General features: G+C 67.7%; 24 protein-coding genes. 9 read left to right on the top strand and 15 right to left on the bottom strand.

What is annotated here, in order from left to right:
• Positions 1–4: 4 nt before the first annotated feature.
• The 6 genes from BST15_RS02480 to BST15_RS02455 all read right to left on the bottom strand — a co-directional run bounded on the left by BST15_RS02480 (position 5) and on the right by BST15_RS02455 (position 5983).
• Positions 5–445, bottom strand: coding sequence for a hypothetical protein (locus tag BST15_RS02480; protein ID WP_082103937.1), 441 nt, complete (start codon positions 443–445; stop codon positions 5–7).
• Positions 442–1425: a porphobilinogen synthase gene (gene hemB / locus BST15_RS02475; RefSeq protein WP_046188596.1), complete on the bottom strand. Its 984-nt coding sequence runs from the start codon at positions 1423–1425 to the stop codon at positions 442–444. The genes BST15_RS02480 and hemB overlap by 4 nt, the downstream gene beginning before the upstream one ends.
• Before the next feature lie 25 nt (positions 1426–1450).
• Positions 1451–3166, bottom strand: coding sequence for a bifunctional uroporphyrinogen-III C-methyltransferase/uroporphyrinogen-III synthase (locus BST15_RS02470; RefSeq protein WP_046188595.1), 1716 nt, complete (start codon positions 3164–3166; stop codon positions 1451–1453).
• Positions 3167–3199: 33 nt separating this feature from the next.
• Positions 3200–4135, bottom strand: coding sequence for a hydroxymethylbilane synthase (hemC, locus tag BST15_RS02465; protein WP_046188594.1), 936 nt, complete (start codon positions 4133–4135; stop codon positions 3200–3202).
• Positions 4136–4140: 5 nt separating this feature from the next.
• Positions 4141–5532: a glutamyl-tRNA reductase gene (locus tag BST15_RS02460; protein WP_046188593.1), complete on the bottom strand. Its 1392-nt coding sequence runs from the start codon at positions 5530–5532 to the stop codon at positions 4141–4143.
• Positions 5533–5722: 190 nt separating this feature from the next.
• Positions 5723–5983: a glutaredoxin family protein gene (locus BST15_RS02455; protein WP_082103938.1), complete on the bottom strand. Its 261-nt coding sequence runs from the start codon at positions 5981–5983 to the stop codon at positions 5723–5725.
• A gap of 36 nt (positions 5984–6019) precedes the next feature.
• Between BST15_RS02455 and BST15_RS02450 the strand changes: the two genes are divergently transcribed.
• The 3 genes from BST15_RS02450 to BST15_RS02440 are packed head-to-tail and all read left to right on the top strand — an operon-like array spanning position 6020 to position 8011.
• Positions 6020–6478 (top strand): nuclear transport factor 2 family protein, encoded by a 459-nt coding sequence (locus tag BST15_RS02450; RefSeq protein ID WP_046188641.1) that lies wholly within the window; start codon positions 6020–6022, stop codon positions 6476–6478.
• A gap of 55 nt (positions 6479–6533) precedes the next feature.
• Complete coding sequence (locus BST15_RS02445) at positions 6534–7424, top strand: HAD family hydrolase (protein ID WP_083070790.1); 891 nt, start codon at positions 6534–6536, stop codon at positions 7422–7424.
• 59 nt (positions 7425–7483) lie between these two features.
• Positions 7484–8011 (top strand): FAS1-like dehydratase domain-containing protein, encoded by a 528-nt coding sequence (locus BST15_RS02440; protein WP_046191491.1) that lies wholly within the window; start codon positions 7484–7486, stop codon positions 8009–8011.
• A gap of 95 nt (positions 8012–8106) precedes the next feature.
• Here the strand turns inward: BST15_RS02440 and BST15_RS02435 are convergent, their stop codons facing one another.
• The 9 genes from BST15_RS02435 to BST15_RS02395 all read right to left on the bottom strand — a co-directional run bounded on the left by BST15_RS02435 (position 8107) and on the right by BST15_RS02395 (position 15675).
• Positions 8107–9135 (bottom strand): lysophospholipid acyltransferase family protein, encoded by a 1029-nt coding sequence (locus BST15_RS02435; protein WP_046191490.1) that lies wholly within the window; start codon positions 9133–9135, stop codon positions 8107–8109.
• Positions 9136–9138: 3 nt separating this feature from the next.
• Entirely contained in the window at positions 9139–10254 is a 1116-nt protein-coding gene (locus BST15_RS02430) for an SDR family oxidoreductase (protein WP_046191489.1), read from the bottom strand.
• Between the two features lie 81 nt (positions 10255–10335).
• Positions 10336–10437, bottom strand: a complete 102-nt coding sequence (locus BST15_RS02425; RefSeq protein ID WP_003402602.1) for a 30S ribosomal protein bS22 — start codon at positions 10435–10437, stop codon at positions 10336–10338.
• A 183-nt stretch (positions 10438–10620) separates the two neighbouring features.
• A complete protein-coding gene (locus BST15_RS02420) occupies positions 10621–10830 on the bottom strand; it encodes a helix-turn-helix domain-containing protein (protein WP_024442553.1) in 210 nt (69 codons plus the stop codon).
• Positions 10831–10968: 138 nt separating this feature from the next.
• Positions 10969–11829, bottom strand: a complete 861-nt coding sequence (proC, locus tag BST15_RS02415; protein WP_046190879.1) for a pyrroline-5-carboxylate reductase — start codon at positions 11827–11829, stop codon at positions 10969–10971.
• Between the two features lie 115 nt (positions 11830–11944).
• The gene (locus BST15_RS02410) at positions 11945–12775 is read right to left on the bottom strand and encodes a thioesterase family protein (RefSeq protein ID WP_046190878.1); all 831 of its coding nucleotides are present in this window, start codon (positions 12773–12775) and stop codon (positions 11945–11947) included.
• Positions 12776–12815: 40 nt separating this feature from the next.
• Positions 12816–13658: a sugar phosphate isomerase/epimerase family protein gene (locus BST15_RS02405; RefSeq protein ID WP_046190877.1), complete on the bottom strand. Its 843-nt coding sequence runs from the start codon at positions 13656–13658 to the stop codon at positions 12816–12818.
• A gap of 17 nt (positions 13659–13675) precedes the next feature.
• Positions 13676–14680 carry a hypothetical protein gene (locus tag BST15_RS02400; protein WP_046190876.1) on the bottom strand — a complete coding sequence of 335 codons (1005 nt, stop codon included), beginning with the start codon at positions 14678–14680 and terminating at the stop codon, positions 13676–13678.
• Entirely contained in the window at positions 14677–15675 is a 999-nt protein-coding gene (locus BST15_RS02395; protein WP_046190875.1) for a Ppx/GppA family phosphatase, read from the bottom strand. The genes BST15_RS02400 and BST15_RS02395 overlap by 4 nt, the downstream gene beginning before the upstream one ends.
• Positions 15676–15746: 71 nt before the next feature.
• Here BST15_RS02395 and BST15_RS02390 point away from each other — a divergent pair, with 71 nt between their 5' ends.
• From BST15_RS02390 to BST15_RS02365, 6 genes are all read left to right on the top strand, one after another.
• Entirely contained in the window at positions 15747–16541 is a 795-nt protein-coding gene (locus BST15_RS02390) for a DUF3109 family protein (RefSeq protein ID WP_046190874.1), read from the top strand.
• A 314-nt stretch (positions 16542–16855) separates the two neighbouring features.
• Positions 16856–17638 (top strand): ABC transporter ATP-binding protein, encoded by a 783-nt coding sequence (locus BST15_RS02385; protein WP_234708263.1) that lies wholly within the window; start codon positions 16856–16858, stop codon positions 17636–17638.
• Complete coding sequence (locus tag BST15_RS02380; RefSeq protein ID WP_234708262.1) at positions 17620–20151, top strand: FtsX-like permease family protein; 2532 nt, start codon at positions 17620–17622, stop codon at positions 20149–20151. Before BST15_RS02385 ends, BST15_RS02380 begins: the two co-directional genes overlap by 19 nt.
• A gap of 29 nt (positions 20152–20180) precedes the next feature.
• Positions 20181–21548 (top strand): FAD-binding oxidoreductase, encoded by a 1368-nt coding sequence (locus BST15_RS02375; RefSeq protein ID WP_046190873.1) that lies wholly within the window; start codon positions 20181–20183, stop codon positions 21546–21548.
• Between the two features lie 93 nt (positions 21549–21641).
• Positions 21642–23087 carry an amidase family protein gene (locus BST15_RS02370; RefSeq protein ID WP_046190872.1) on the top strand — a complete coding sequence of 482 codons (1446 nt, stop codon included), beginning with the start codon at positions 21642–21644 and terminating at the stop codon, positions 23085–23087.
• Positions 23088–23198: 111 nt separating this feature from the next.
• On the top strand, positions 23199–23673 hold a 475-nt coding region (locus tag BST15_RS02365; RefSeq protein WP_133053189.1), incomplete at its 3' end, for a DUF222 domain-containing protein.

The raw sequence follows: 23673 nt of genomic DNA, 5'->3' as shown, positions 1-23673 counted from the left end.
ACAGCTACCGGGTGAAGTAGGCCTGGGCCTCGGAGCGGTGCAGCAGAAAGGTCCCCGCGGCGATCAGCACCGATCCGACAATGCCGGTGACCGCCGTGACCACGGCCACCGCGGGCCGCGGATCAGCGGCGGACAACCCGCTGACCGTGTACACGATCGAGGCGATCCCGCCACCGGTCAACAGCGTGCGCGCCCAGCGGTACCCCGAGCGCATCAACATCAGAAAGGTCGCCACCAGTACGCCGAGCACCACCGCGATCAGGCCGACCACCGCGTAGGTGACCATGGTCGAAGGGAGCTCCGGGGCGCTGAGCAGACTCACCACGTAGCCGCACATCATCAACGGCAACGCCACCAGCCACAGCCAGAACCCCGTCTCGACATCGACCGGACGCCCTGGCAGGGGCTCCGCCGGGGATCCCGGCGGCTCGAGTGGAACGCTCACGCCAGCCAGTCGGCCGCTTCGGCCGCCCAATAACTCAGCACGATGTCCGCGCCGGCCCGCCGGATACCGACCAGCGACTCCAGCGCCGCGGCCCGCGCATCGATCCAGCCGTTGGCCGCGGCCGCCGCGATCATCGCGTACTCGCCGGAGACCTGGTAGGCGGCCACCGGAACCGAGGACACCGCGGCCGTCGCCGCGATCACGTCGAGGTAACCCATGGCGGGTTTGACCATCACAATGTCGGCACCTTCGGCGAGGTCGAGCTCGACCTCGTGCAGCGCCTCGCGGGCATTGCCGGGATCCTGTTGGTACGTGCGGCGATCGCCGCTCAAGGTGGAGGCCACCGCGTCGCGGAACGGACCGTAGAACGCCGACGCGAACTTGGCGGCGTAGGCCAGAATCACCACATCGCTGTGCCCGGCGGCATCCAGTCCGTCCCGGATGGCGGCCACCTGGCCGTCCATCATCCCGCTTGGGCTCACCACGTGAGCGCCCGAATCCGCTTGGGCCAAAGCCAGTTCGACATAGCAGCTCAGCGTGGCGTCGTTGTCCACCCGGCCCCTATCGTCGAGCACCCCGCAATGTCCGTGATCGGTGAACTCGTCCAGACAGGTGTCGGCCATCAACACCGTGGCATCGCCGAGGTCGGCGGACAGATCGCGCAGCGCGACGTTGAGCACCCCGTCGGGATCCGCGCCGACCGATCCGGTGCTGTCCTTGTCTGCCTGGGCCGGAACACCGAACAGCATCAGGCCGCCCACACCCGCCGACACCGCTTGGGCTGCCGCGGCGCGCAGCGAGTCACGGGTGTGCTGGTACACGCCTGGCATGGAAGCGATGGGCCGCGGCTCGTCGATGCCGTCGGCGACGAACATCGGCAGCACCAGATGTCTTGGCTCCAGAGATGTTTGAGCCACCAGGCGGCGCAGTGCCGGAGTGGAGCGCAGCCGGCGCGGACGCTGCCGAGGAAATGCAGTCATCGGGCCACCGCGCTCCCCGTCACCGTTAGCGCCTGCGGCTCTTCTTACGCGGTGGTGGCAGCGCACCCTCGGCTCGCAGTCGTGCCGCGTGCTCGGCCAGCGCATCCACCAGGGGACCCACTGCCGCGGTCTCCGGCTGCACGTCCACCCGCAGCCCGAATTCCGCCGCCGTCTCAGCGGTCTTGGGTCCGATGCAGGCAACCAGGGTGCGGGCGTGCGGCTTGCCGGCGATACCGACCAGGTTGCGGACCGTGGAGCTGGAGGTGAAGCAGACCGCGTCGAAGCCGCCGGTCTTGATCATCTCGCGAATGTTGGCGGGCGGCGGAGCGGCCCGCACGGTGCGGTAGGCGGTTACGTCTTCGATCTCCCAGCCCCGCTCCCGCAGGCCTTCGGCCAGGGTCTCGGTGGCGATGTCCGCACGCGGCAGCAGCACCCGGTTCACCGGGTCGAAAACGTCGTCATAGGGCGGGAATTCGTCGAGCAGGCCCAGCGAGGACTGCTCACCGGACGGCACCAGCTCGGGGCTGATCCCGAACGCCCGGACCCGCTCCGCGGTGGCCTCGCCCACGCACGCGATCTTCACACCGGAGAACGCGCGAGCGTCCAGACCGAATTCGGCGAACTTCTCCCACACCGCGCGCACCGCGTTGGTCGAGGTGAACACCACCCACTGGTAGCGGCCGTCCACCAAACCCTTGACGGCCCTTTCCATCTGGGCGGGGCTGCGAGGCGGCTCCACCGCGATGGTCGGAACCTCGATCGGTGAGGCGCCGTGCCCGACCAATCGGTCGCTCATCTCACCGGCCTGGTCTTTGGTACGCGGCACCAGAACCGTCCAGCCGTACAAGGCGCGGCTCTCCCACCAGTTCAGCTTGGCGCGGCTGGTCACCGTCTTGCCGATGGTCACCACGAGCGGGCCGGCCGACGTCTCTTGGCCGTTGGGCAGGATCACCGGGTCGATACCGGCCAGCGCCGCAGCGTCGGTCAGACCGCCGAGGCTGGACTCGATCGACCGCTGGGCACAGGTGGTGCCCGACGTGGTGACCACACACGGCGTGTTGTCCGACAGGCCGTACTCGATCAACGTGCGGGCCGCCTCCGGCAGGTGCGAGGTGGTGGCCTGCAAGATCAGCGGGCCCGGGGCCGCGGCCAGCGCGCCCCAGTCCACCTGCGGGTCGCGAACATCGGCGACGGTGTGCGACGACCCGAGCGGCAGCCCGGCGTAGGTGGGCACCGCGCTGGTGGCGGGCAATCCCGGAACGATCTCGAAGGCGATACTGGTGCGCGCTACCGCGTTCACCTCGGTGATGACCGCATCGATCGACAGCGGGTCACCGGCCACCAGACGCACCACGTCAGCGCCCGAGCGGGCCTCGGCCGCCAGAATCTTGGCCACCTCGGCGGGCTCGCCCAGTGCCGGGCGGATGTCGGGTCCACCAGGAACCGTGGTGGGAGCAGCACCGGCCGCATCGTCGTCGGCGTCGGTGCCGTCGGCCGCGTCGTTGTCGGATTTGTCCGCCTTGGGAGACGGGGGCACCGGCCCCACGATCGGAGGCAGGTCCACACCGACCAGCGCCAGCACTGCCTCGGGCACGTCGGGGTCGACGAACACCAGCGCGGCATTGGCCAGCGCCGTCCGCGCCCGCGTCGTCAGCAGACCCGGGTCACCAGGCCCCGAGCCGACGAACACAATGCGCCCCGGCTTGGGCTTCTGCCCTCGCACGCTCACTTGGCGAGCCATTCGTTACTCCCAGTCACTTCCCCACGCACCGTTTCACCGTGCCGCCGACATGAGTTCGCGTGCACCCAACTCGAACAGTTCCGCCGCGACCGAGACACCCAGTTCCCGGGCCCGGTCCGGACTGCCGATGCCGGACGCGCGAATCACGTCGGATCCGTCCAGCGCCGCCACGCAACCGCGCAGCGACAGCTCGTCGAAGATCCGGCCGTCCTCATCGATGGACTCGACCACTTCGGCGATCGCGCCCACCGGTGCGGAACAACCCGCCTCCAGTTCGGCGAGCAGGGTCCGCTCGGCGGTGACCGCCAGGCGGGTGTCGGTGTCATCCAACTCCGCCAGCAGCGCCGCCAGTGCGGTATCGCCGGCGCGACATTCCACCGCCAGCGCCCCTTGAGCCGGAGCCGGCAACATCTGTACCGGTTCCAACGTCTCGGTGACCGCATCGAGGCGTCCCAACCGGGCCAGGCCCGCCCGGGCTACCACGATGGCGTCAAGTTCGCCGCTGCTTACCCTGTTCAACCTGCTATCTAGGTTGCCTCGTAGGGGGCGAATTTCCAAACCGAGACCCAGTGCTCTAAGCTGTGCGGCCCGCCGGGGCGACGAGGTGCCCACCACGGCACCCGCTGGCAACTCCCCCAGCACCAGTCCATCCCGCGCCACCAGTGCGTCCCGCGCGTCCTCACGAGGCGGGACGGCGGCGATCAGGAAGCGGGGGTCGGACGCGGTCGGCAGGTCCTTGTGCGAGTGCACGGCGGCGTCGACTCGGCCATCCAGGATCGCCTCCCGGAGCTCCGCGGTGAACACACCCACCCCGATGTCGACGATGGGTCCCGACGTCCGGTCTCCCTGGGTGCTGATGATGACCAACTCGGCGGGGTGCCCCGCGGCTATCAGGGCATCACGAACGGTGCCGGCCTGGGTGGTAGCCAACAAGCTACCCCGAGTACCGATGCGGATTACGTCACCCAAAACGTCTACCCGGCCGACCCGGTTTCGGCGCCGACATCGAGTCCGCCCGGCACCACAGGCAGTTCACCGGCCGTCGCGACCGCGTCGACAGCGGTCGGGTCGAGCTCGAACAACTCCCGCAGCGCCTCGGCGTAGCTGTCGCCGCCGGGCGAGCTGGCCAGCTGCTTGACCCGCACGGTCGGTGCGTGCAGCAGCTTGTCGACGACGCGGCGAACGGTGCGTGCCACCTCCTCGCGCTGCGCGGCCTCCAAGTCCGGCAGCCGGTGATCCAGCCGCAGCAGTTCGGCGGTGACCACGTCTGCGGCACGCTGGCGCAGCGCGGTCACGGTCGGAGTGACCTCGGCCATCCGCTGGCCGGCCAGATACGTGGCCACCTCACGAGCCACGATGGCCCGCGCAGCCTCGGTATCCGACGTCGCGACCTGCGCGGACGGCTCGCGCTGGATGCGATCCATGTCGATGACGCGCACCCCGGGCAGCCCGGCGACCGCGGCATCCACGTCGCGCGGCATGCCGAGGTCACAGATCACCAGCGGCTGGGTCGCCTCGTCACGGTTGCCGCCGACCAGAGCGTGGTGCACGTCGGCCAGGGAGACCACCGGGCTCACCGCGCCGGTGGAGGACACCACGATGTCGGCGCCGATCAGGGCCGCGGGCATCCGCTCCAACGCAACGGCGTCGGCGCTCACGCCGCTCTCCCGGATCTTGCGGGCCAGTCGCTGAGCCCGAGGCAGCGAACGGTTGACCACGTGGATGTGTTGGACGCCGCCGCGCACCAGATGCGCCGCCGACAGCGCTCCCATCGACCCGGCACCGATCACCACGGCGGTCCGTCCCAGCAGCGCGTCGTCGCCAGACGTCGAGCCCCACTGTTTGCCGGCGATGCCCAGTGCGACCGAGACCACCGAGGCACCTGCGGCATCGATCCCGGTCTCAGAGTGCACCCGCTTGCCCACCGACAGGGCCCGCTGCGCCAGTTCGTGCAACACCCGGCCGACGCTGCTGTGGGCTTCGGCGGAGGCGTAGGCGCGCCGCACCTGGCCCAGCACCTGCTGCTCGCCCACCACCGCGGAGTCCAGGCCGCTGGCCACCGAGAACAGGTGCTCGACGGCGGCCTCGCTGTAGCGGACGTAGGCGTACTTGGTCAGGTCGGCCATGGACATCCCGGAGCGCTCGGCGAGCACCTGCCCGATCGCCGACAATCCGGCGTGGAAGGCCTCGACGACCGCGTACACCTCGACCCGGTTGCAGGTCGACAGGATCATGGCCTCGGTGACGAGCGGCGATTGCAGCACCTGCTCGACGATCTTGACCTGATCGGATTCGGCGGTGCTGAGCTGTTCGAGTACCGAGACGGGGGCGCTGCGGTGCGAAACCCCGAAGAGCAGGACGCTCACGGCAATATCACCTGGCCCGCTCCTTGCTCACCTGTGAACAAAAACTTCACCCCACGGTAAAGGCTAAGTCGCTGGGCCACCAAATTCGGCGGTTCAGCGAGGCTCGACGCAGGAGAGGCGAAGCTGGGACCGCCGTTCAGCGGGGCGGTTCAGCGAGGCTCGACGCAGGAGAGGCGAAGCTGGGACCGCCTCAAGTGCCGGCCACATCAGCACGTAGCCGCGGCTCATCGACCTCCCAGTAGCTGTGTTCCCGTCCGTCGAGCAGCACGACCGGCAGGCGGTCGCCGAATTCCGCACGTGGCCCGGTGTCGCCGGCGGCCGCAGCAGCATCGACGTCGACGGCTCGCAGGTCGAAACCGAGTTCGCCGGCCAGCCGGGTCAGCTGTGTGTGCACCTGGACGCAGACTGGGCATCCTTCGCGGGTGAGCAGCTCTACCTGGTGGCGGGTCATGGCTCCAGTGTGGCGCACGGTGGTTATGTTGTGGCTATGTCCAGCGGAAGCGCGGTGTCGATCACGAACCTGCTGTACCGCTACGCGGAGTTGATGGATGCCGGCGACTTGGACGCCGCGGCTGCCCTGTTTACCCACGCCCGCATCAAGGCCGACCCCGAGGGCACCGTGATCCTCGACAGCGCCGGGATTCTGCAGCTGTGGCGCGGGCTGGTCACCATCCATGCCGACGGCACGCCCCGGACCAAGCATGTGATCACTAACCCGATCCTCGAGATCGATGAGGCCGCCGGGACCGCAACCTGCCGCTCGTACTACACGGTGCTCCAGCAGACCGACGCCGTTGCCCTGCAGGTGATCGCCGCCGGCCGCTATCACGACGAATTCGAGCGCATCGACGACAGCTGGCGATTCCGATTCCGCGACTATTCGATGTTCGACCTCAAAGGTGATCTACGCGATCACCTGGGGGTGATCGGCGGGACTGGCGGATAGGGTTGATGGCGGCCGCAGCACCGGCCGTCAAGACGAGCGGTGGAAGGAGTCGGTGATGGCACCGCCGGACCCTGCCGAACAGGAGTCGACAGCCGCCGTGACAGCGCTGACCAGCGACCCCAGTGTGGATCGGGCGCTCATCGATGTGACCGAGTCCGACAACCCCGCACCGGTCGACCTGACCGCCGCCGCGTTCTTCGACGTCGACAACACCCTGGTCCACGGCTCGTCGATGGTGCATTTCGGCCGGGGGCTGGCCGCACGCAACTACTTCACCTACGGCGACGTCCTCGGATTCGTCTATGCCCAGGCGAAATTTCAGCTCACCGGCAAGGAGAACAGCGACGATGTCGCTGCCGGTCGGCGCAAGGCACTGGCCTTCATTGAAGGCCGGCCGGTCTCCGAACTGGTGGATCTGGGCGAGGAGATCTACGACGAGATCATTGCCGACAAGATCTGGCCGGGAACCCGCGAGTTGGCCCAGATGCACCTCGATGCCGGCCAGCAGGTGTGGTTGGTCACCGCGACGCCTTACGAGCTTGCCGAGACCATCGCTCGACGGCTGGGGCTGACCGGCGCACTGGGCACCGTCGCCGAGTCGGTCGACGGAGTGTTCACCGGCCGCTTGGTCGGCGAGATCCTGCATGGACCGGGCAAGGCCCACGCGGTGCGGTCGCTGGCGATCCGCGAGGGCCTGAACCTGCGCCGCTGCACGGCTTACTCCGACAGCTTCAATGACGTGCCGATGTTGTCGCTGGTGGGTACGGCGGTGGCGATCAACCCCGACGCCGCGCTGCGGGAGATGGCGCGCAAGCGCGGCTGGGAGATCCGCGACTTCCGCACCGCGCGGCGGGCGGCACGCATCGGGGTGCCGTCGGCGCTGGCGCTGGGCGCCGTCGGCGGGGCCCTGGCCGCAGCCGTCGCGCACCGGAACGAGCGCGGCTGACCTGCTCGCTGATAGGCTTCCGCCGCCGAGCACCACGGCGAGCGGAGGGGTAAACCGGCATGTCAGTACACACCGAGTCACAGCGAATGGTCGGAGCCCACTACCGGTTCCCGGACTACTTCGAGGTCAGCCGGGAGAAGATTCGCGAGTTCGCCCGCTCCGTCAAAGACGAGCATCCGGCCCATTTCGACGAGGCCGCGGCAGCCGAGTCCGGGCACTCCGCGCTGGTGGCGTCGCTGACCTTTCTCGCGGTCGCCGGCCGACAGGTGCAGCTGGAGATCTTCGACAAGTTCGACCTCCCGATCAACATCGCCCGGGTGCTGCACCGCGACCAGAAGTTCACCTTTCACCGGCCGATCGTGGCCGGTGACAAGCTGTTCTTCGACACCTATCTGGACTCGGTGATCGAGTCGCACGGCACGGTGGTCAGTGAGGTCCGCAGCGAGGTCACCGACGCCAACGGCGAGCCGGTGGTGACCAGTGTGGTCACCATGCTCGGTGAGTCGGTCAACCAGGACGCCGACACCGAGGCCAAGACGATCGCCGCCCTGGAGGCGATGCGCGACCGGGCGCTGGGCAAAAAGTAGGCCGCTTGGCCGCTGAGATTGCGCGTGCGGCTGTGGGCACGCCTTCCGCACAGCCCTGACCGCAATCTCACGGAGTGAGCGCGGCTCCGCGCGGCTCAGCCGAAGAACATGTTGCGGCGGCCGGCCAGCAGCCGGTACAGCGTCTGCTGGATGGTCTCGCGCACCTGGTCGGTCAGCTCGAAGGTGACCATGGGGTCCTCAGCGGCACCGGCCTCGTAGTCGGTGGTCGGAATCGGCTCACCGAAGGCGATGTGCCACTTGGACGGCATCGGCACCAGACCTGCGGGCCCTGCCAGCGGGAACAGCGGCGTGATCGGGAAATAGGGCACACCCAGCAACCGGGCCAGCAGCTTGACGTCGGCGATCATCGGGTAGATCTCTTCGGAGCCGACGATCGAGCACGGCACGATCGGGGCCTTGCTGCGCAGCGCCGCCGAGACGAAGCCCCCGCGCCCGAAACGCTGCAGCTTGTAGCGGTCCTTGAAGCGCTTGCCCAGGCCCTTGTAGCCCTCGGGGAACACAGCGGTCAGTTCGCCGCTCTCCAGTAGCCGATTGGCATCAGCCGTGCAGGCCATGGTGTGGCCGGCTTTTCGGGCGGTCGGGCCGATCATCGGCAGATCGAAGACCAGGTCAGCGGCGAGCATCCGCAGGTTCCGGTGGTCGGGATGGTGGTCGTGGACCGCCACCGACAGCATCAGGGCGTCCATCGGCAACACTCCGGCGTGGTTGGCCACCACCAGCGCGGGCCCCTCGACGGGAAGGTTCTCGATACCGCTGACCTCGACGCGGAACCAGTCGTTGAAGAACATCCGCAGCAACGGGAGCACGACGGCCTCGTTGAAGTGCGGATCGAACCCGAATTCGTCGACCTGGTAATCCCCGGTGATGCGCTCCCGCAGGAACGCCGCAATGGCGGCCACCCTGCTGGTGAACTCGCTCGGGGTGGGCGGTGCCGGCACCGACGCACCGGTCCCTCCGCGGCGCTCGTCAAGCTCGCTGACAACTGCTGCGGTCTGTCTTGTGGAGGCCTGTTTGGACGGGCTGCCCAGTGCTGATGGATGTCGCCGCACAGATCCTGAATGCTTGTGCAGCGGAATGACTTTCGCCCTCGAATCATCCGCCATGCGTTACCCTCCCCGCACCTTGTTGACGCCTATTTCCCCCAGGCGCTGCGCTGCGCTCACCGTTCGCTGCTCCACCGAACGGACCCACTTGGGGTCAACGATCGGGCTGAGCCCTCGACCACGCACATAGTCATCGAATGCTTCTGCGGTGGTCCACTTGGTGCTGTAACCAAGTTCGGTTCGCATTCTAGTCGTGTCCATCACCCGACCAAAGCTCAGATAATCGAGCTGCTCCCGGTTGATCTCGGTGTAGTTGTTCGCCCGCCGCAGTGAGTCCAATGCCCACAGGCCGACGCCGGGCAGTGGGATCGGAATGCGGCCAGACCGGCGGATCGCCTGCGACATCATGATGATGCCGTCCGCGCCGATGTTGAAGGTGCCGGCCTTGCCGGCCGTGGTGGCCCGCTCCAATGCGCCCAGTGCGTCTTGCTCGTGCAGCAGCTGCAGGCGCGCGTCTCGGCCCAGCACCATCGGAACCAGCGGGCCGGCCAGATAGCGCGACAGCGCGGTATCCATGGCCGGGCCGATCATGTTGGCCATCCGCAAGATGGTGACCGCGATGTCGGGCCGACGCCTTCCCAGCCCGCGGGCGTAGCCCTCGATGTCGATGCTGTCGCGAGGAAAGCCCTGGGTGGGCGGCCGGCGACTTGAGGTGTCCTCGGAGAACAGCACCGGGTCGCGAGAGCAGGACCCATAGACCTCTGAGGTCGACTTGAGCACCACCCGCCGCACCGACGGGGCCTTCTGACAGGCGGCGAACAACTGCATCGCGCCCATCACGTTGAACTCTTTGAGCGCCGCGCCCCCGCCAGATCTCGGCACGTAGGACGCCGCCGCGGCATGCACGACGGTGTCGACTTCGCTGTTTCGAATCACCTTGGCGATAAAGGGGTTGCGGATGTCGGCACGGACAAACTCGGCGCGCCCCATTCGACGCAGCATGTCCTTGCTCGGCATGACCGCATCCACAGCGATCACCCGATTGATCAACGGGTTCTGCGTGAGTCTCGCGGTGAGGAAACCACCCAGGAAGCGGCACGCACCGGTGACCAACACAACCTTGGGGTAATGCCGGGAGTCACTTCGCGTGCCGTCGCTCGGGGGTCCGGCCTCGTCCACCCCGTCAGCCTAACGGCCGGGCCGGAAAAGCAATACCGGCATCGGCTTCGGCTTACCTGAAAGTGGACGGGCCCCAGCGGGTTACTTGCCGAGTTTTCTGCGCTGCACGCGGGTACGGCGAAGCAGCTTGCGGTGCTTCTTCTTCGACATGCGCTTGCGCCGCTTCTTGATGACTGAACCCATGAACTCCGCTATCTGCTTCTGCCCGCGCCGACGAGTGGGCGCCGCTGAACTTGATCGACCCGGTTACTTTACCCGTAGGCAGGCACGGACCGGAAAACCGCACCTGGCCGGGCCGCCAGCACAGCCGACCCCGGGCGTCGCCGTGCGGCGACGCCCGGGGGGCGCTTGCGTGACGACCGGCGCTTAGCCCGCGTCGAAGAAGGACGTTTCCAGCAGGTCGTGCACCGCTTTGGCGTGCACCCGGAAGGACCGCCCCACCCGTACCGCGGGCAGCTCGCCGTTGTGCACCAAGCGGTACACCGTCATCTTGCTGACCCGCATCAGCGCGGCCACCTCGGCCACGGTGAGAAATTGTGTCGTGTCACGCGCCGAAGGCCCGTTCGCAGACGTCATCGTTACCCATTTCAATCAGGCACGTGCAGTCTCAGCGGCTTCCCCTCCGCTGCGCCCACACGCACAGACAAAAGGAGAATAGCGGGACAGATGGGGTTCCTGCGACTACTGAGGGCCAATATGTGAAAAATAAGTGAACTACTCGGATGTAATTCTTAGCTGCTCAGAGCGGGTTTTTGCCGCCTGGACCGCCCGATCGACCGAGGTCCGCAGGCCACCGGCCTCCAATTCGCGTAAAGCCGCTGCTGTGGTGCCGCCAGGGGACGTCACCATCGCTCTCAGGTAGGCCGGAGTGGTATCGATTCCGGCATTCGCAGCTCCCCCACCGGCCCCACCGTCGTCCAGCAGCATCTGCGCCGAACCGGCCATCGTCTGGACCGCCAAGTCGGTGGCCGCCTGCCGGCTCAGCCCCGCCGCGACCCCGGCATCCACCAAGGCCTCGACCATCAAGAAGAAATACGCCGGCCCTGAGCCGGACACCGCGGTGACCGCGTCCAGCTGTTCCTCCGGAACGATCGCCACCGTTCCGACGCAATCGAACAGGGCGGCCACATCGGCGACCTGCTCGTTGCTGGGGAACCGTCCCTTGGCCAGCGCGCTGGCGCCTGCACCGACCTTGACCGGGGTGTTGGGCATCACACGCACCACCGCGGCGCCCGCCGGCAGCTTGGACTCCACATAGCCGGTGGTGAGTCCGGCCACGATCGTCACCAGCACCTGTTCGGCAGTGTCCCCGGAGGACGCGGTGACACTCTTGGCGAACTCCTCGATCACAGAGTCCACGTCCTGCGGCTTGACCGCGACGATCACGATGGCAGCGTTCTCGACCGCATCAGCGACCGACGTGACCAGCACCGAGTACTTCTCGGACAGCTGCCGAGCCCGCTCGCTGTACCGCTCGGCGACCACCAGGTCCTTGACTGGGCGACCGGCGGCGAGCAGTCCCGCCAGCAGCGCTTCGCCCATGTTTCCGCCGCCGATGATCGCAATTCTGGCCATGGCGACAGCATGTCAGACCGGGCGATCGCAAGCGTGGCGCAGCCACGCGCGGCGGGTCGCCCGCAAATAAAAGCCGGGCGATCGCAAGCGTGGCGCAGCCACGCGCGGCGGGTCGCTACCGGCTCGGCACCATCGCCAGTTGTCGGGTCTGCACCACGATTCGGCCCTCGCAGTCGACCACGGTGTGGTCCTCGTCGAACCAGTCCTGGCCGATCTGCACGCAGCTGCAGATCACCCGCAGCCAGCCGTCGGCCGGGATGGCACGTAGATAGGCCGTCAGCTGGACGGTGGGCGCCCAACCGTGGCGATTGACGGCATAGGTGACCGGCGCCGACACGTCGCCGCACAGCAGCGCAAAGAGCACATCGGGCACGGCACCCTTGGGCCGCACCCACATCTCGATCACCGGCGGGCCGCCGTCTGAGCGAGGACCCAGCGTGGTCAGCGCCGGCCGGATATCGCACCCGTGCGCCAGATGCACGATGTGCTCCATCGGATGGCCCGGTCCTATCGGCTCCAGACCGGGCGGCGGCTCGGGCGTCATCAGCGGAACCACCGGGTTGAACGACAGCAAAGGCGGGGCTTGATGCTCGGGCTCGCTGAGGGTGACGACGGCGCGTACCGCGGTGCGCTCGCCCTGGTTGAGTTCGACATCGACGAGGCTGACGCGGCGGCCACGCTTGCGGATCGTGGCCACCAGTTGCATCCGACCGGGGTCGGGCGCCCACAGATAGCTGGCGGACACCGCGACCGGCTGCAGTCCGCCACCGTGCGCGGTGCGGGCGGCGTTGGCGCACAACGCGAGCATCGCTCCGCCGTGCACCTTCGGTCCGATGGTCCAATGCTCGTTGAGCTCCCCGGAGAACACCGCCACATCGTCACCGCGGTCGTGGCCGTCGATGCGCTCCAGGGCCATGGCGTCGGTGAAGAGGGTGGATGCGGTCACGCGTGTGCTCCTCGTGTCTCAGCGGTCAGCAGGTGCGCGATCAGCGCAGCAGGTGCGTCCGGGCAAACTGCAGCGATTCGGCCAGCAACGCCTCACGCTCCTGCGGCGTCCGCGCCTGCGCGGTGGTCACCTCCAGCACCACGTGACCGGTGAAGTCGCTGGCGGCCAGCAGCTGACACACCTCGGCGGTGGGCTGGTCCCCACGACCGGGCACCAGATGCTCGTCGGCCGGCAATCCGGTGCCGTCGCACAGGTGCAGGTGTGTCAGGCCCGAACCCATCCGGCGCGCCATCTCCAGCCCGTCAGCGCCGGCTGTCGAGGTGTGGGACAGATCCAGGGTGTAATGCGCGTGGTTGCCGTCGAGCGGATCGTGCGAGGGCGCGAACGCCGAGATACCCGCGCCGGGTCCACCACCGCGACGGCGCATCCGCTCGCGGGACTGATCGGCGCCGAAGAACCGGTCGGCACGGAACGGGAACATGTTCTCCACGGCAACCGCCACGTCGCTGGCGGACTCCAATTCGGCGACCTGGTCGCTGAATCCGTCGGCGTACCGCCGCTGCCAGCGAAACGGCGGATGGACCACCACGGTCTGGGCGTCGAGCTGTTCGGCGGCTCGCACGCTGCGTTCCAGCTTCGCGATCGGGTTGGAGCCCCATACGCGTTGCGAGATCAACAAGCAGGGCGCGTGCACCGAGAGCACCGGGACCCGATACTTGCGTGACAGCCGCTTGACGGCACCGATGTCCTGGCTGACTGATTCGCCCCAGACCATGAGTTCGATGCCGTCGTAGCCGAGCCGGGCGGCGTATTCGAAGGCGGCCTCGGCCCGTAGCGGGTAGACCGACGCGGTCGACAATCCGACCTTGATGGCAGGGCGCACGGACTAATACTGAACGGCTAATTGGCGTGCAGCGCCAGCGGCCCCAGTGTGACCAGCAAACCGACCGCCACCGCGATCAGTGTGCTGACGATGTCGACGGTCTTGCGGACCGCCTGGACCGCGGCCACCAGACCCAGGGTGACCAGGACCGTGAGCACCAGGGCCACGATGCTGTTCCACCGCCACAGCTGGTCAAAGGCGATGAACAGGCCACCCCCGAAGGCCACCGCCAGGATCGACTGCAGCACCACCAGAAGGCCGCCGACCACGCCCGGTCGGCCGACGTACTGGTCGGCGGAATCGGCCTCGGCACTCGTACCGTCACCGCCGGCGTCCTCGGCGTCGACGTCGGGGTCTGCGGCCAGGGCTGACCCGCTCGCACGCTCGGTGGGGCCGCCCTGGGTCAGGATCGACCGCACGAAGGCGGAGTCGCCGGTGGACAGCTCGGCGCCGCGGGCCTCGGCAGCAAGCGCATCGAGGTCGATCGCGGTGTAGGTATCCACCGGATCCGGCCGCATCCGCTCGGCACCAGAACCCGCCGTGTGGGCCTCTTCGGGCTGCTTGTTCTCGACGACGGGTTGCTCGGACCGACGTAGGGGCCGCGGGTAGGGGCTCTGCAGCGGGCCGGTGACGCGCGGGGGCTGCGGTGGGGACTTGGGCCAGCGCGGCTCGGCGGGGCGTCGTTGGGCGGGCTCTGCCGGTTGCGCGGGGCGGGGTCCGGTCGTGGGCTGGTCGTCTTCGACGAAACCGGGCGCCGGTCCGATCGGCAGCGCCCCGCTGGGCTCGCCGTCGACACTGGCTACGGGAGGGGGCTCGGGCGCAGGCTCCGGTGGGGCCTCATCCCGGATGATTGGTATCTCGCCGGTCAGTTCGGCGACGGTGACGGCGTCGGCGTTGCCGCGTCTGCGCCGGCGCCGGCCGGTTACCGGCGGCGAACCGATGCTGCCGTTTTTGGCGAGCAGTTCGGCGACCGAGATGGGTCGCGTCTCGACATCGCGGGGGTCGGGCTTGGATTCGGTCATCGATCCCCTCCCTTCGACCGTGCCGCGGCGAGGTTCTTCATGGCGGTAGATCCGAGCAGGGTCACACCGTCGGCTTCACTGTCGAGCCGCCGCAGGATCAGACCCTCCCGCAGCGCCCACGGGCAAATCTCCACCGTTTCGATAGACAGCGCTCGCATGCTCGCTTCCGCCACCAGAGCACCGGCCACGATCTGTGGCGCCCGCTCGGCGCTCACTCCTTCCAATTCGGCCCGATCAGCCGTGGTCATCCTAGAGATGAATGATATGAGCTGCCTAAGGCCGGTGGCGGTCAATGTGCGCCGAACCCGTGGCCCGGCGGCCGACGGAGCCGCACCGGTGAGCCGGGCCAGCGAACGAAAAGTCTTGGAGCTCGCGACCGCCAGGTCGGGCGGGCCGGCGTCCAGTACGGCAGCCGCCGCGCCCGCCAGTTCAGTGTCCAGCCAGTCCCGCAGCATCGCCACCCGCCGCCGTCCGGGCGGGTCCTCCGTCAGCCACTCGCGGGTGAGCCGGCCGGCGCCCAAGGGCAGCGACAGCGCCACATCGGGCTCCTCATCGACTCCGCTGGACATCTCCAGCGATCCGCCGCCGATGTCGAGGTTGTTGATCCGCCCGGCGCTCCAGCCGAACCAGCGCCGCACCGCCAAGAAGGTCAGCCGGGATTCGTCCTCCCCGGCCAGTACCTGTAGCTCAACACCGGCCTCCGAGCGCACCCGCGCCAGCACGTCCTCGGAGTTGGACGCGTCACGCACCGCCGAAGTGGCGAACGCGACCAACTCAGCACAGCCCGAACTCGCTGCGATCGTGGCGAATTCGGCGACCGTCGAGACCAGCCTGTCGGCGCCGCGCCGGGTGATCTTGCCGGAGCTGTCGGTGGCCTCTGCCAACCGCAGCGTGGCCTTGGTCGAACTCATCGGAGTCGGGTGACCGCCCCGGTGGGCATCGACCACCAATAGGTGGACGGTGTTGCTGCCGACGTCGAGCACCCCTAATCGCACGCACCCAACTTAGTGGGGCGCGACCCGGACATGGTGAGGCAACGTGAATTTCTGGTCTAGCGTGGAGTTTCGTGACCCCGGCCAAGCCCCGTTCGCACCCTGGTGAGGTGGACCTGGACTTCCCCCGCGAGTGGGTGGAGTTCTACGACCCCGACAACCCAGAACATCTGATCGCCGCCGATCTGACCTGGTTGTTGTCCCGCTGGAGTTGCGTCTTCGGGACTCCGGCCTGCCAGGGCATCGTGGCCGGTCGGCCCGACGACGGATGCTGTTCGCACGGCGCGTTCCTGTGTGACGACGACGACCGGGCCAATCTCGATGACGCGGTAGCCCAGCTGACCGAAGCCGACTGGCAGCTGCGCGACAAAGGCCTGGGCAAGAAGGGCTATCTGGAGTACGACGAGAACGACGGCGAGGAGCAATTGCGCACCCGGACCGTCAAAGGGGCCTGCATCTTCTTGAACCGCCCCGGGTTTTCCGGTGGCGCGGGATGCGCGCTGCACCTCAAAGCCGTCCGGCTGGGCGTGGAGCCCCTGACGATGAAACCCGAGGTGTGCTGGCAGCTGCCCATTCGCCGCAGCCAGGACTGGATCACTCGGCCCGACGACACGGAGATCCTCAAGACCACGATCACCGAATTCGACCGCCGCGGCTGGGGGCCGGGCGGTGAGGATCTGAACTGGTACTGCACTGGGGACCCGGCGACACACGTCGGCGCACGGCAGGTCTGGCAGAGCCTGGCGCCCGAGCTGACCGAGTTGCTGGGAGCTAAGGCCTATGCGGAATTGGCCGCGATCTGCGAGCGCCGCAACGAACTCGGCCTGGTGGCTGTGCACCCGGCCACCGCTGCCGCTCGGCGCACCTGACCGGAGCATGGTGCACTTGGGTGGCCGCAAATTCATGACTCAAATAGCCCCAGGTCAGAGCGCACATTCTGACCAAGTGAGGGCATCCGGTGCCGGTGGCTGACCGCGGGGCGGCCGCGGGACCAGGGCCGCTTCCCGTGGTCGGGCTCAGCGCCGAACGATTTTCAGCAGGCGCGCAACGTCGGTATGATCGGCCCAGAGCGCCGCGTAACGCACCAACTTCGCGGAGTGCGTAAGGAATTGAGAAACGCGCCCAACGCGGGCATGATCGGCTGTATTACGACGCCCGCTGGAGATTCAAGATCAGGACCGAGATGCACACCGTGGATATCGAGCTCAACCGGAACGGACACACGCCGCCGGTCGTTCTTCGCCCGCCCGTGGTCCTTGAGGCACGCAATCTCAACAAGCAGTTCGGTGAGGGCGACACCGCCACTCCCATTTTGCGCAACATCAATATCCAGATAACCCGTGGCGAATTCGTCGCCATGGTCGGCCCCTCCGGTTCGGGCAAGTCCACCCTGCTCAGCATCCTTGGGCTGCTGGACCTGCCGACCAGCGGCGATGTCCTCATCAACGGCCAGAGCGTGTCGCAGCTCTCGCGCCGGCAACTGGCCACCGTGCGCTGTCAGACACTGGGCTACGTCTTCCAGGCCTTCAATCTCCTGGCAGGCCTCTCCGTGGTCGAGAACGTCATGCTCCCGGGCCTGCTGGCAGGCAAATCGGGCCGCAGCCAGCACGCACATGCGATGAGCCTGCTCGACCAGGTCGGCCTGGCCGCCAAGTCCAAGCGCGTCCCGTCGGAATTGTCCGGCGGTGAGCAACAACGTGTCGCCGTGGCGCGCGCGCTTTTCATGAAGCCCGACGTCATTCTCGCCGACGAACCGACCGGAAACCTGGACACGGTAAATGGCCAGCGCGTTATCGACGCCCTCTATAACCTGAATGCCGCCGGCCAGACAATTGTTTTGGTGACCCACGACCGGAAAATTGCGGACGACGCACCCCGCCTGATTTCGCTGCTCGACGGCGAAGTCGAGACCGACAGCGGAATGGCTCACGCGGCAAACAATGTGACATGGCTCGCGGAACACTAGCCGCGACTTTCGGCCTGCTCCGGATAATCAACTTCCGAGCCGTCCGTAAACACGCTTTCCGGGCCGCACTGGCCGCTTTCTCCCTCGGTGGCGGCGTCGCCGTCGTGGTGGCCGTCATGATCGAGGTCACCAGCGTCTCCAAGGCGGTCGAGGACGTCGGTTACCAGATCGCCGGGCCCGCGCCGCTGCGCGTGGTCGGTGCGGCCACCCGTGGCGGCATCAACCCCACCGTCGTCGACGACGCCCGTGCCGTGCCCGGAGTCGGGGCCGTGGTGCCGGTCATTCGCGGTGTCACGATGATCCGCAACGACGGCAAAGAGAGCTTCGGACTGGCCTTGGGCGTGGACTGCTCGGCCCAGTGGATCGTCGACCCGAAGGTCTGCCAGGCAGGGCAGGCCGAGCCCCCGCCGGCGATCTCGAAATCCCTGGGCGACTCGCTGAATGATTCGGCCACCCTGGTCACCGACGTCGGGCAACTGTCGTTGGAAAAGTTCCAGCGGGTGTCCGACCTCGACGACGTCAACAACGGCCTGGTCGCGGTGCTGCCGCTGAGCATGGCGAAGGTGCAGTTCGCCCGCGGCGACCGGGTGGACATGCTGTATGTGACCCTGGACAAAGACGCCGACGCCGGCGAGGTTCAGCAGCGCCTGAAGACCACGCTCGGCCCCACCTACAACGTGCAGCCCCGCAGCGAGCCGGCCAAGGGCTACAACGTCAATGACGTGCTACTGCCCCTGTTGGGCATCTTCGCCCTGATCTCGATCGGTGTCGGGGTCATCCTGATCACCCAGATCACCCGGCTCTCGGTCGAGGAGCGCCGCCGCGAGATCGCTATCGCCTCCGCGCTGGGCGCGTCCCCGGCGTCGATCATGACCGGCTTTCTCAGCGAGGCCGCCTTGTTGGGGGCCGTGGGCTCGGCAATGGGTGTGCTGACCGGGATCGTGATCTCCGAACCCATCGTGGCCAGTGCCAGCGAGTTGACCGAGCGCTTTGTGGGCGTCACCGTGCCGGTGATCCTCAAGCCGGTGATTCTGATCGTGGGCATCGTGGCCGGCATCGCACTGGCGGTCGGGGCCGCGATAGGCCCCGCCTTGTCGGCGTCCAACACGCCCATCGCGTCCGAGCTGTCGGGTCGCGCGGCCCAGGAACAGACCACTTCGCGCAAGATCTGGTTCAAAGCGCTGCTCCTGCTGGCTATCGGGCTCTCCGGCGTGATCGCGGCCTGGCTGGCGACGCTGTCCGGCGCCCTCGTCGCCTGGCAGGCCATCATCGCCGATATCGGTGCGGTGGTCGCGCTGATCGGACTGCTGTTGGCCACGGCCTACCTGAGTGCGCAGGCGATCACCAGCGTGCGCCCCAAGCCCGACAAGGCGAGCGGGGCGACGCTGACCATCGCACTCAATGCCCTGCGGTCGGACCGGTCGCGCACCGCGGCCATCTCGGGCGCCATTGCGGTTCCCGTCGTCGTGGCCATCCTGCTGTCCGGGTTCCTGGTGGCTATCCACATCGGCGCCACCAAAGTCGCCGAATCGCAGGCGGACGGCCGCATTGCGATCACCACGACACAGTTCGCCGATTACGGCCCCATTGACGCGCGATTCGCCCCGCAGACGGTCACCAAACTGAACTCGGTGGCCGGCGTGGAAAAGACCGAGCGGATGGCCGAAATCGAGATCAGTCTCAAAGACGGGTCGCTAGCGCATATTCAAGCCCAGGACCGTCCGACATTTCCGTTCGGATTACTCGCCGGGCAATCCCCGGAGGCTAGCCAGAAAGCCAATCAGGTCGTCATCGGCAGCGTTCTGGCACGTGAGAAGAACCTCCACATCGGTGACACTCTCGTTTTCGGAAGTGGACTCGACGCACAGGCGATGAGCATCGGCACCATCGTGGCTACTCCGGAATACGGCGGCCGCCGGATCTACATGCCGTACTCGATCGCCGAACAGATCTACGGCCCCCAGCCGGCCGGGCTGATCTTCGCCACTCCCGCGGATGGATTCACCGCCGGCCAGGTCATCGAGAACATCCAGGCAGCGCAGTTCGACCAGCCACTCACCGCGGTGGACACCGACGGCTACGCCTCTGACATCGCGACCTCGATCGGGCGGTACCTCACCCCGCTGAACACACTCAAGTACGGACTGTTGGCGATCGCCTTCATCTCGGTGCTGTCCACGCTGCTGCTGGTCGGGATCCGACGCAGGCGTGAGGTCGCCCTGATCCAGGCCCTGGGTGCCACCCGCACGCGGGTGTTCAGCATCACCACGATCGAGGCGGTCGTCGCCGGCGCCGCCGGTGGCCTGTTCGGGGCGGTGCTCTCGATCGCGATCTCCGAAGCCGTGCGCAGGGCGGCCGTCGTCAACGTCGGTTTGATCACCCCGTTGGTGTTTCCCTGGACCGACGCCGTCCTCTACGCGGTACTGGCCACCGTCGCCGCCGTCTTCGCCGCCATCATTCCCGCCTGGAAGAGCACCCGGTCCACGCCGGCGACCGAACTTCGCGACGAGTGAGCTCGCCGCGCTGATCTGTTAAGGATGCGATGACAGCCACCACCCCCACCGTGCCCGGCTTCACCGGCGACGCCCTCTACCCGGGCGACGCCCGCTATGAGGAGGCGCGCCAGGTATTCAACGGTTTGATCGACAAGCGCCCCCGGGTGCTGTTGCAGTGCCGTTCGCAGGACGACATCGTGGCCGCGGTCCGGTATGCCGTGGACTCCGGCGCCGAGATCGCCGTGCGCAGTGGCGGACACAGCGTCGCCGGCCACTCGGCCACCGAGGGCGGCATCGTCATCGACCTGACGCAGATGCGCGGGGTCCGGGTCGACGCGCAAGCGCGCGTCGCCTACGTCGACGCGGGCGCGACCTGGGGTGACGTGGACCCGGTCACCAGCCGCCACGGCCTGGCCTGCCCGGGCGGTGTGGTGTCAACGACGGGCGTCGGCGGCTTTTCGCTCGGTGGTGGTATCGGGTGGCTCTCCCGCGCCCACGGCATGACGTGCGACAACCTGATCGGCGCCACCCTGGTGTTGGCCTCGGGCGAGGTGATGACGGTCAGCGAGACCGAGAACGCCGAAGTCCTGTGGGGTCTGCGTGGCGGGGGCGGCAACTTCGGCGTCGTGTCACAGTTCGTGCTGCGATTGCACCCGATCGACGGGGTGGTGGCCGGCGTGCAGTCCTACCCCGACACTGACGCCGAGGCGGCACTCAAGCACTTCCGGGCCCAGATGGACAATGCCCCCGACCATCTGGCCTCCATCCTGGACTTCTCCACCGACCTGACGACGAGCCAGTCACTGGTCAACGTGCTGGCCTGTTCGACGCGGACGGACGCGATCGGCAACGACGACGTCAGCGCGCTGGTCAACGTTCGGGGCGCATCGGCCAAGCCGGTGGTGGCCGTTCAGCACAAGCTGGACTACTCCACCTGGCAGCAGGCCCTGGACTACACCGCGCCCTACGGCTGGCTCAACTATTGGAAGTCGTTGTTCGTCACCGAGCTCACCGATGAGGCGATCCGGCGCATCGCTCTGCTCGGCCGGTCACGACCGTCGGCACAGACCCGGCTGCACCTGATCCGGCTCGGCGGCTACGCCAGCCGGGTTCCGGCAGACTCGACGGCCATCGTCGCCCGCGATCATCCGTACATCATTCATTTGATGGCGACGTGGACCGACCCCGCCGACAGCGCGCGCTGCACGGCGTGGGCTCGGCAGGCTTTCGAGATTCTGCGGCCGCTGGGCCCGGACAGCGCCTACCTGAACTTCGTCGGCGACGAAGGGCAAGACCGCATTCGCGCGACCTTCGGCGATGCCGGATACCAGCGTCTCGCCGAGCTCAAGGCGCGCCTGGACCCGACCAACCGGTTCACCCTCAACCACAACATCGAGCCCGCTACGGGTAACTGACCCTCCCCGAGTTCTCAGTGTGTCGCCAACGTGGACACACGTTTACGCAGGCGCGCGGTAGGTATTGTTGTCCGCGGGGGAAAGGACGCAAGAATGCCTGCCGCGCACGATGATGAGTTGGCCTTCGCCGGCGTCGCGCGCTTGGCGCAGTTGGTGCGCGCACGCGAGGTGTCCCCGCGCGAGCTGGTGACGCTGTACCTGGATCGGATCGCCCGGCTGGACCCGGTGTTGAACGCCTTCCGCACCGTGCTGGGCGACCGGGCGATGGCCGAGGCGGCGGATGTTGAGCGACGGCTGGCCGCCGGCGAGGCCCTTCCGTTGGCCGGTGTTCCGATAGCAGTCAAGGACGACACCGACGTCGCTGGCGTTTCCTCCATGTGCGGCACCGGAATTGACGCCGGCCCGGCGAGCACCGACAGCGCCGCCGTGCGACGGCTGCGGGCGGCAGGCGCGGTGATCATCGGCAAGACGCATCTCTCGGAGTTCGGCGCCTACCCGGTGAGCGAGTCGGCGACCTGGGGCGTGACCCGCAACCCGTGGGATCTCTACCGGACCACCGGCGGCTCCAGCGGCGGCTCGGCAGCAGCCGTCGCCGCCGGCATGGTGCCCGGCGCCACCGGCAGCGACAGCGGCGGCTCCGTGCGCATCCCGGCGGCCTGCTGCGGACTGGTCGGCCTGAAGGGCCAGCGCGGCCGAGTCAGCACCAAGGAGTCACCGGAGCGGGCCTACCGATTCCACGGGCTCAACCACATCGGACCGCTGGCGCGCAGCGTCATGGACGCCGCCCTACTGCACGACGCCATGACCGGCCCCGAACCCGACGATGAGATCCCTTCGCCGCCTCCGGCACCCCCGCTGATGGAGACACTGCTGGCCGCTCCTCGGCGACTGCGGATCGCGATGTCCTTCAAGCCCGTGGTCCCGGTTCACGTCAGCGATGAGGTACGCCGGCCGGTCCTTGCAACCGCGGAGTTGTTGCGCTCGCTGGGCCACGAAGTGGTTGAGCGCGATCCGGTCTATCCGATCACGGGTATCGCCGCGGTGCTCGCACTGTTCATGAACGGTTTCGCCCACGAGATCGAGCGCCTCCCGAAAACCGAACTGCTGGAACGGCGTATGCAGGCCGAAGCGCGAACAAGCCGCTTGGTCCCGGATTGGCTGGCGCATCGGGCTGTGGCTTCGGAGCCCCGGATCACCGCCCGCTCACAACGCAAGATCGCCGACTTCGACATCCTGATGACCCCGGTGCTGGCAATCCCGCCGGTGCGGGTGGGCTACTTCGAGGGCCTCGGGCCGACCCGGGCGATGCTGAAGATGCTCAAGTTCATCCCGTTCACCTTCCCCCAGTGCTACAGCGGTCAGCCGGCCATCTCCGTGCCTACCGGTATCGCCGACGACGGCCTGCCCGAGGCGGTACACCTGGTTGCCCGGGCCAACGACGAGGCGACGCTGATCTCACTGGCCGCGGAGATCGAATCGGTTCAGCCCTGGACCCAGCGCCGCCCGCCGACCGAGAAGCTGCTGTCCGAAGTCAGCTAGGGACACCCTATCGGGCTGGGTCTCGCCGTCACTGTATTCACTTGTGTCACTGTGGTTTTAGGTGTGATTGAGTTTCCGCGGCTTGTCGGACCCCGCCGCTAGTCTTAGCACATGCGTTCGAGTGGTCGTGGGGAGGTCGTCGAAGCCTTCGACGCGCTCTCGGCTGATCTGGATCGGGCGTTGGAGTTGGACTTTGATGCGTTGACACCGCGGGAATGTGTGGCGCTGCTGCGGCGCTGCGAGAAGCTGCGACGCCGCCTGCCGGCGGTGGAGCATCCACTGGTGAATCAGCTGGCCGCCGCCGACCCGGCCGAGGTCGGTGGCAAGCCCCGCTGGGTCCTGGCCGACGAGTTGCACATCACCCGCGGCGAAGCCGGACGCCGTATCGCCGAAGCCGCCGAACTCGGGGCCCGCCGCACCCTGACCGGCGAACCATTGGAACCGGTGCTGCCGACGGTGGCTACCGCGCAACGAGCCGGCACCATCAGCACCGCACATATCGCGGTGATCCGCTCCTTCTTCAGCTACCTGCCCGCCGATATCGATGCCGGTACCCTGGCCCAGGCCGAAGCGCACCTGGCCGACC

The organism is Mycolicibacter arupensis (genome assembly GCF_002086515.1).
Taxonomy (GTDB): Bacteria; Actinomycetota; Actinomycetes; order Mycobacteriales; family Mycobacteriaceae; genus Mycobacterium; species Mycobacterium arupense.
The sequence above is the reverse complement of the archived record's forward strand: the minus strand, read 5'-3'. Positions and strand labels throughout refer to the sequence as shown.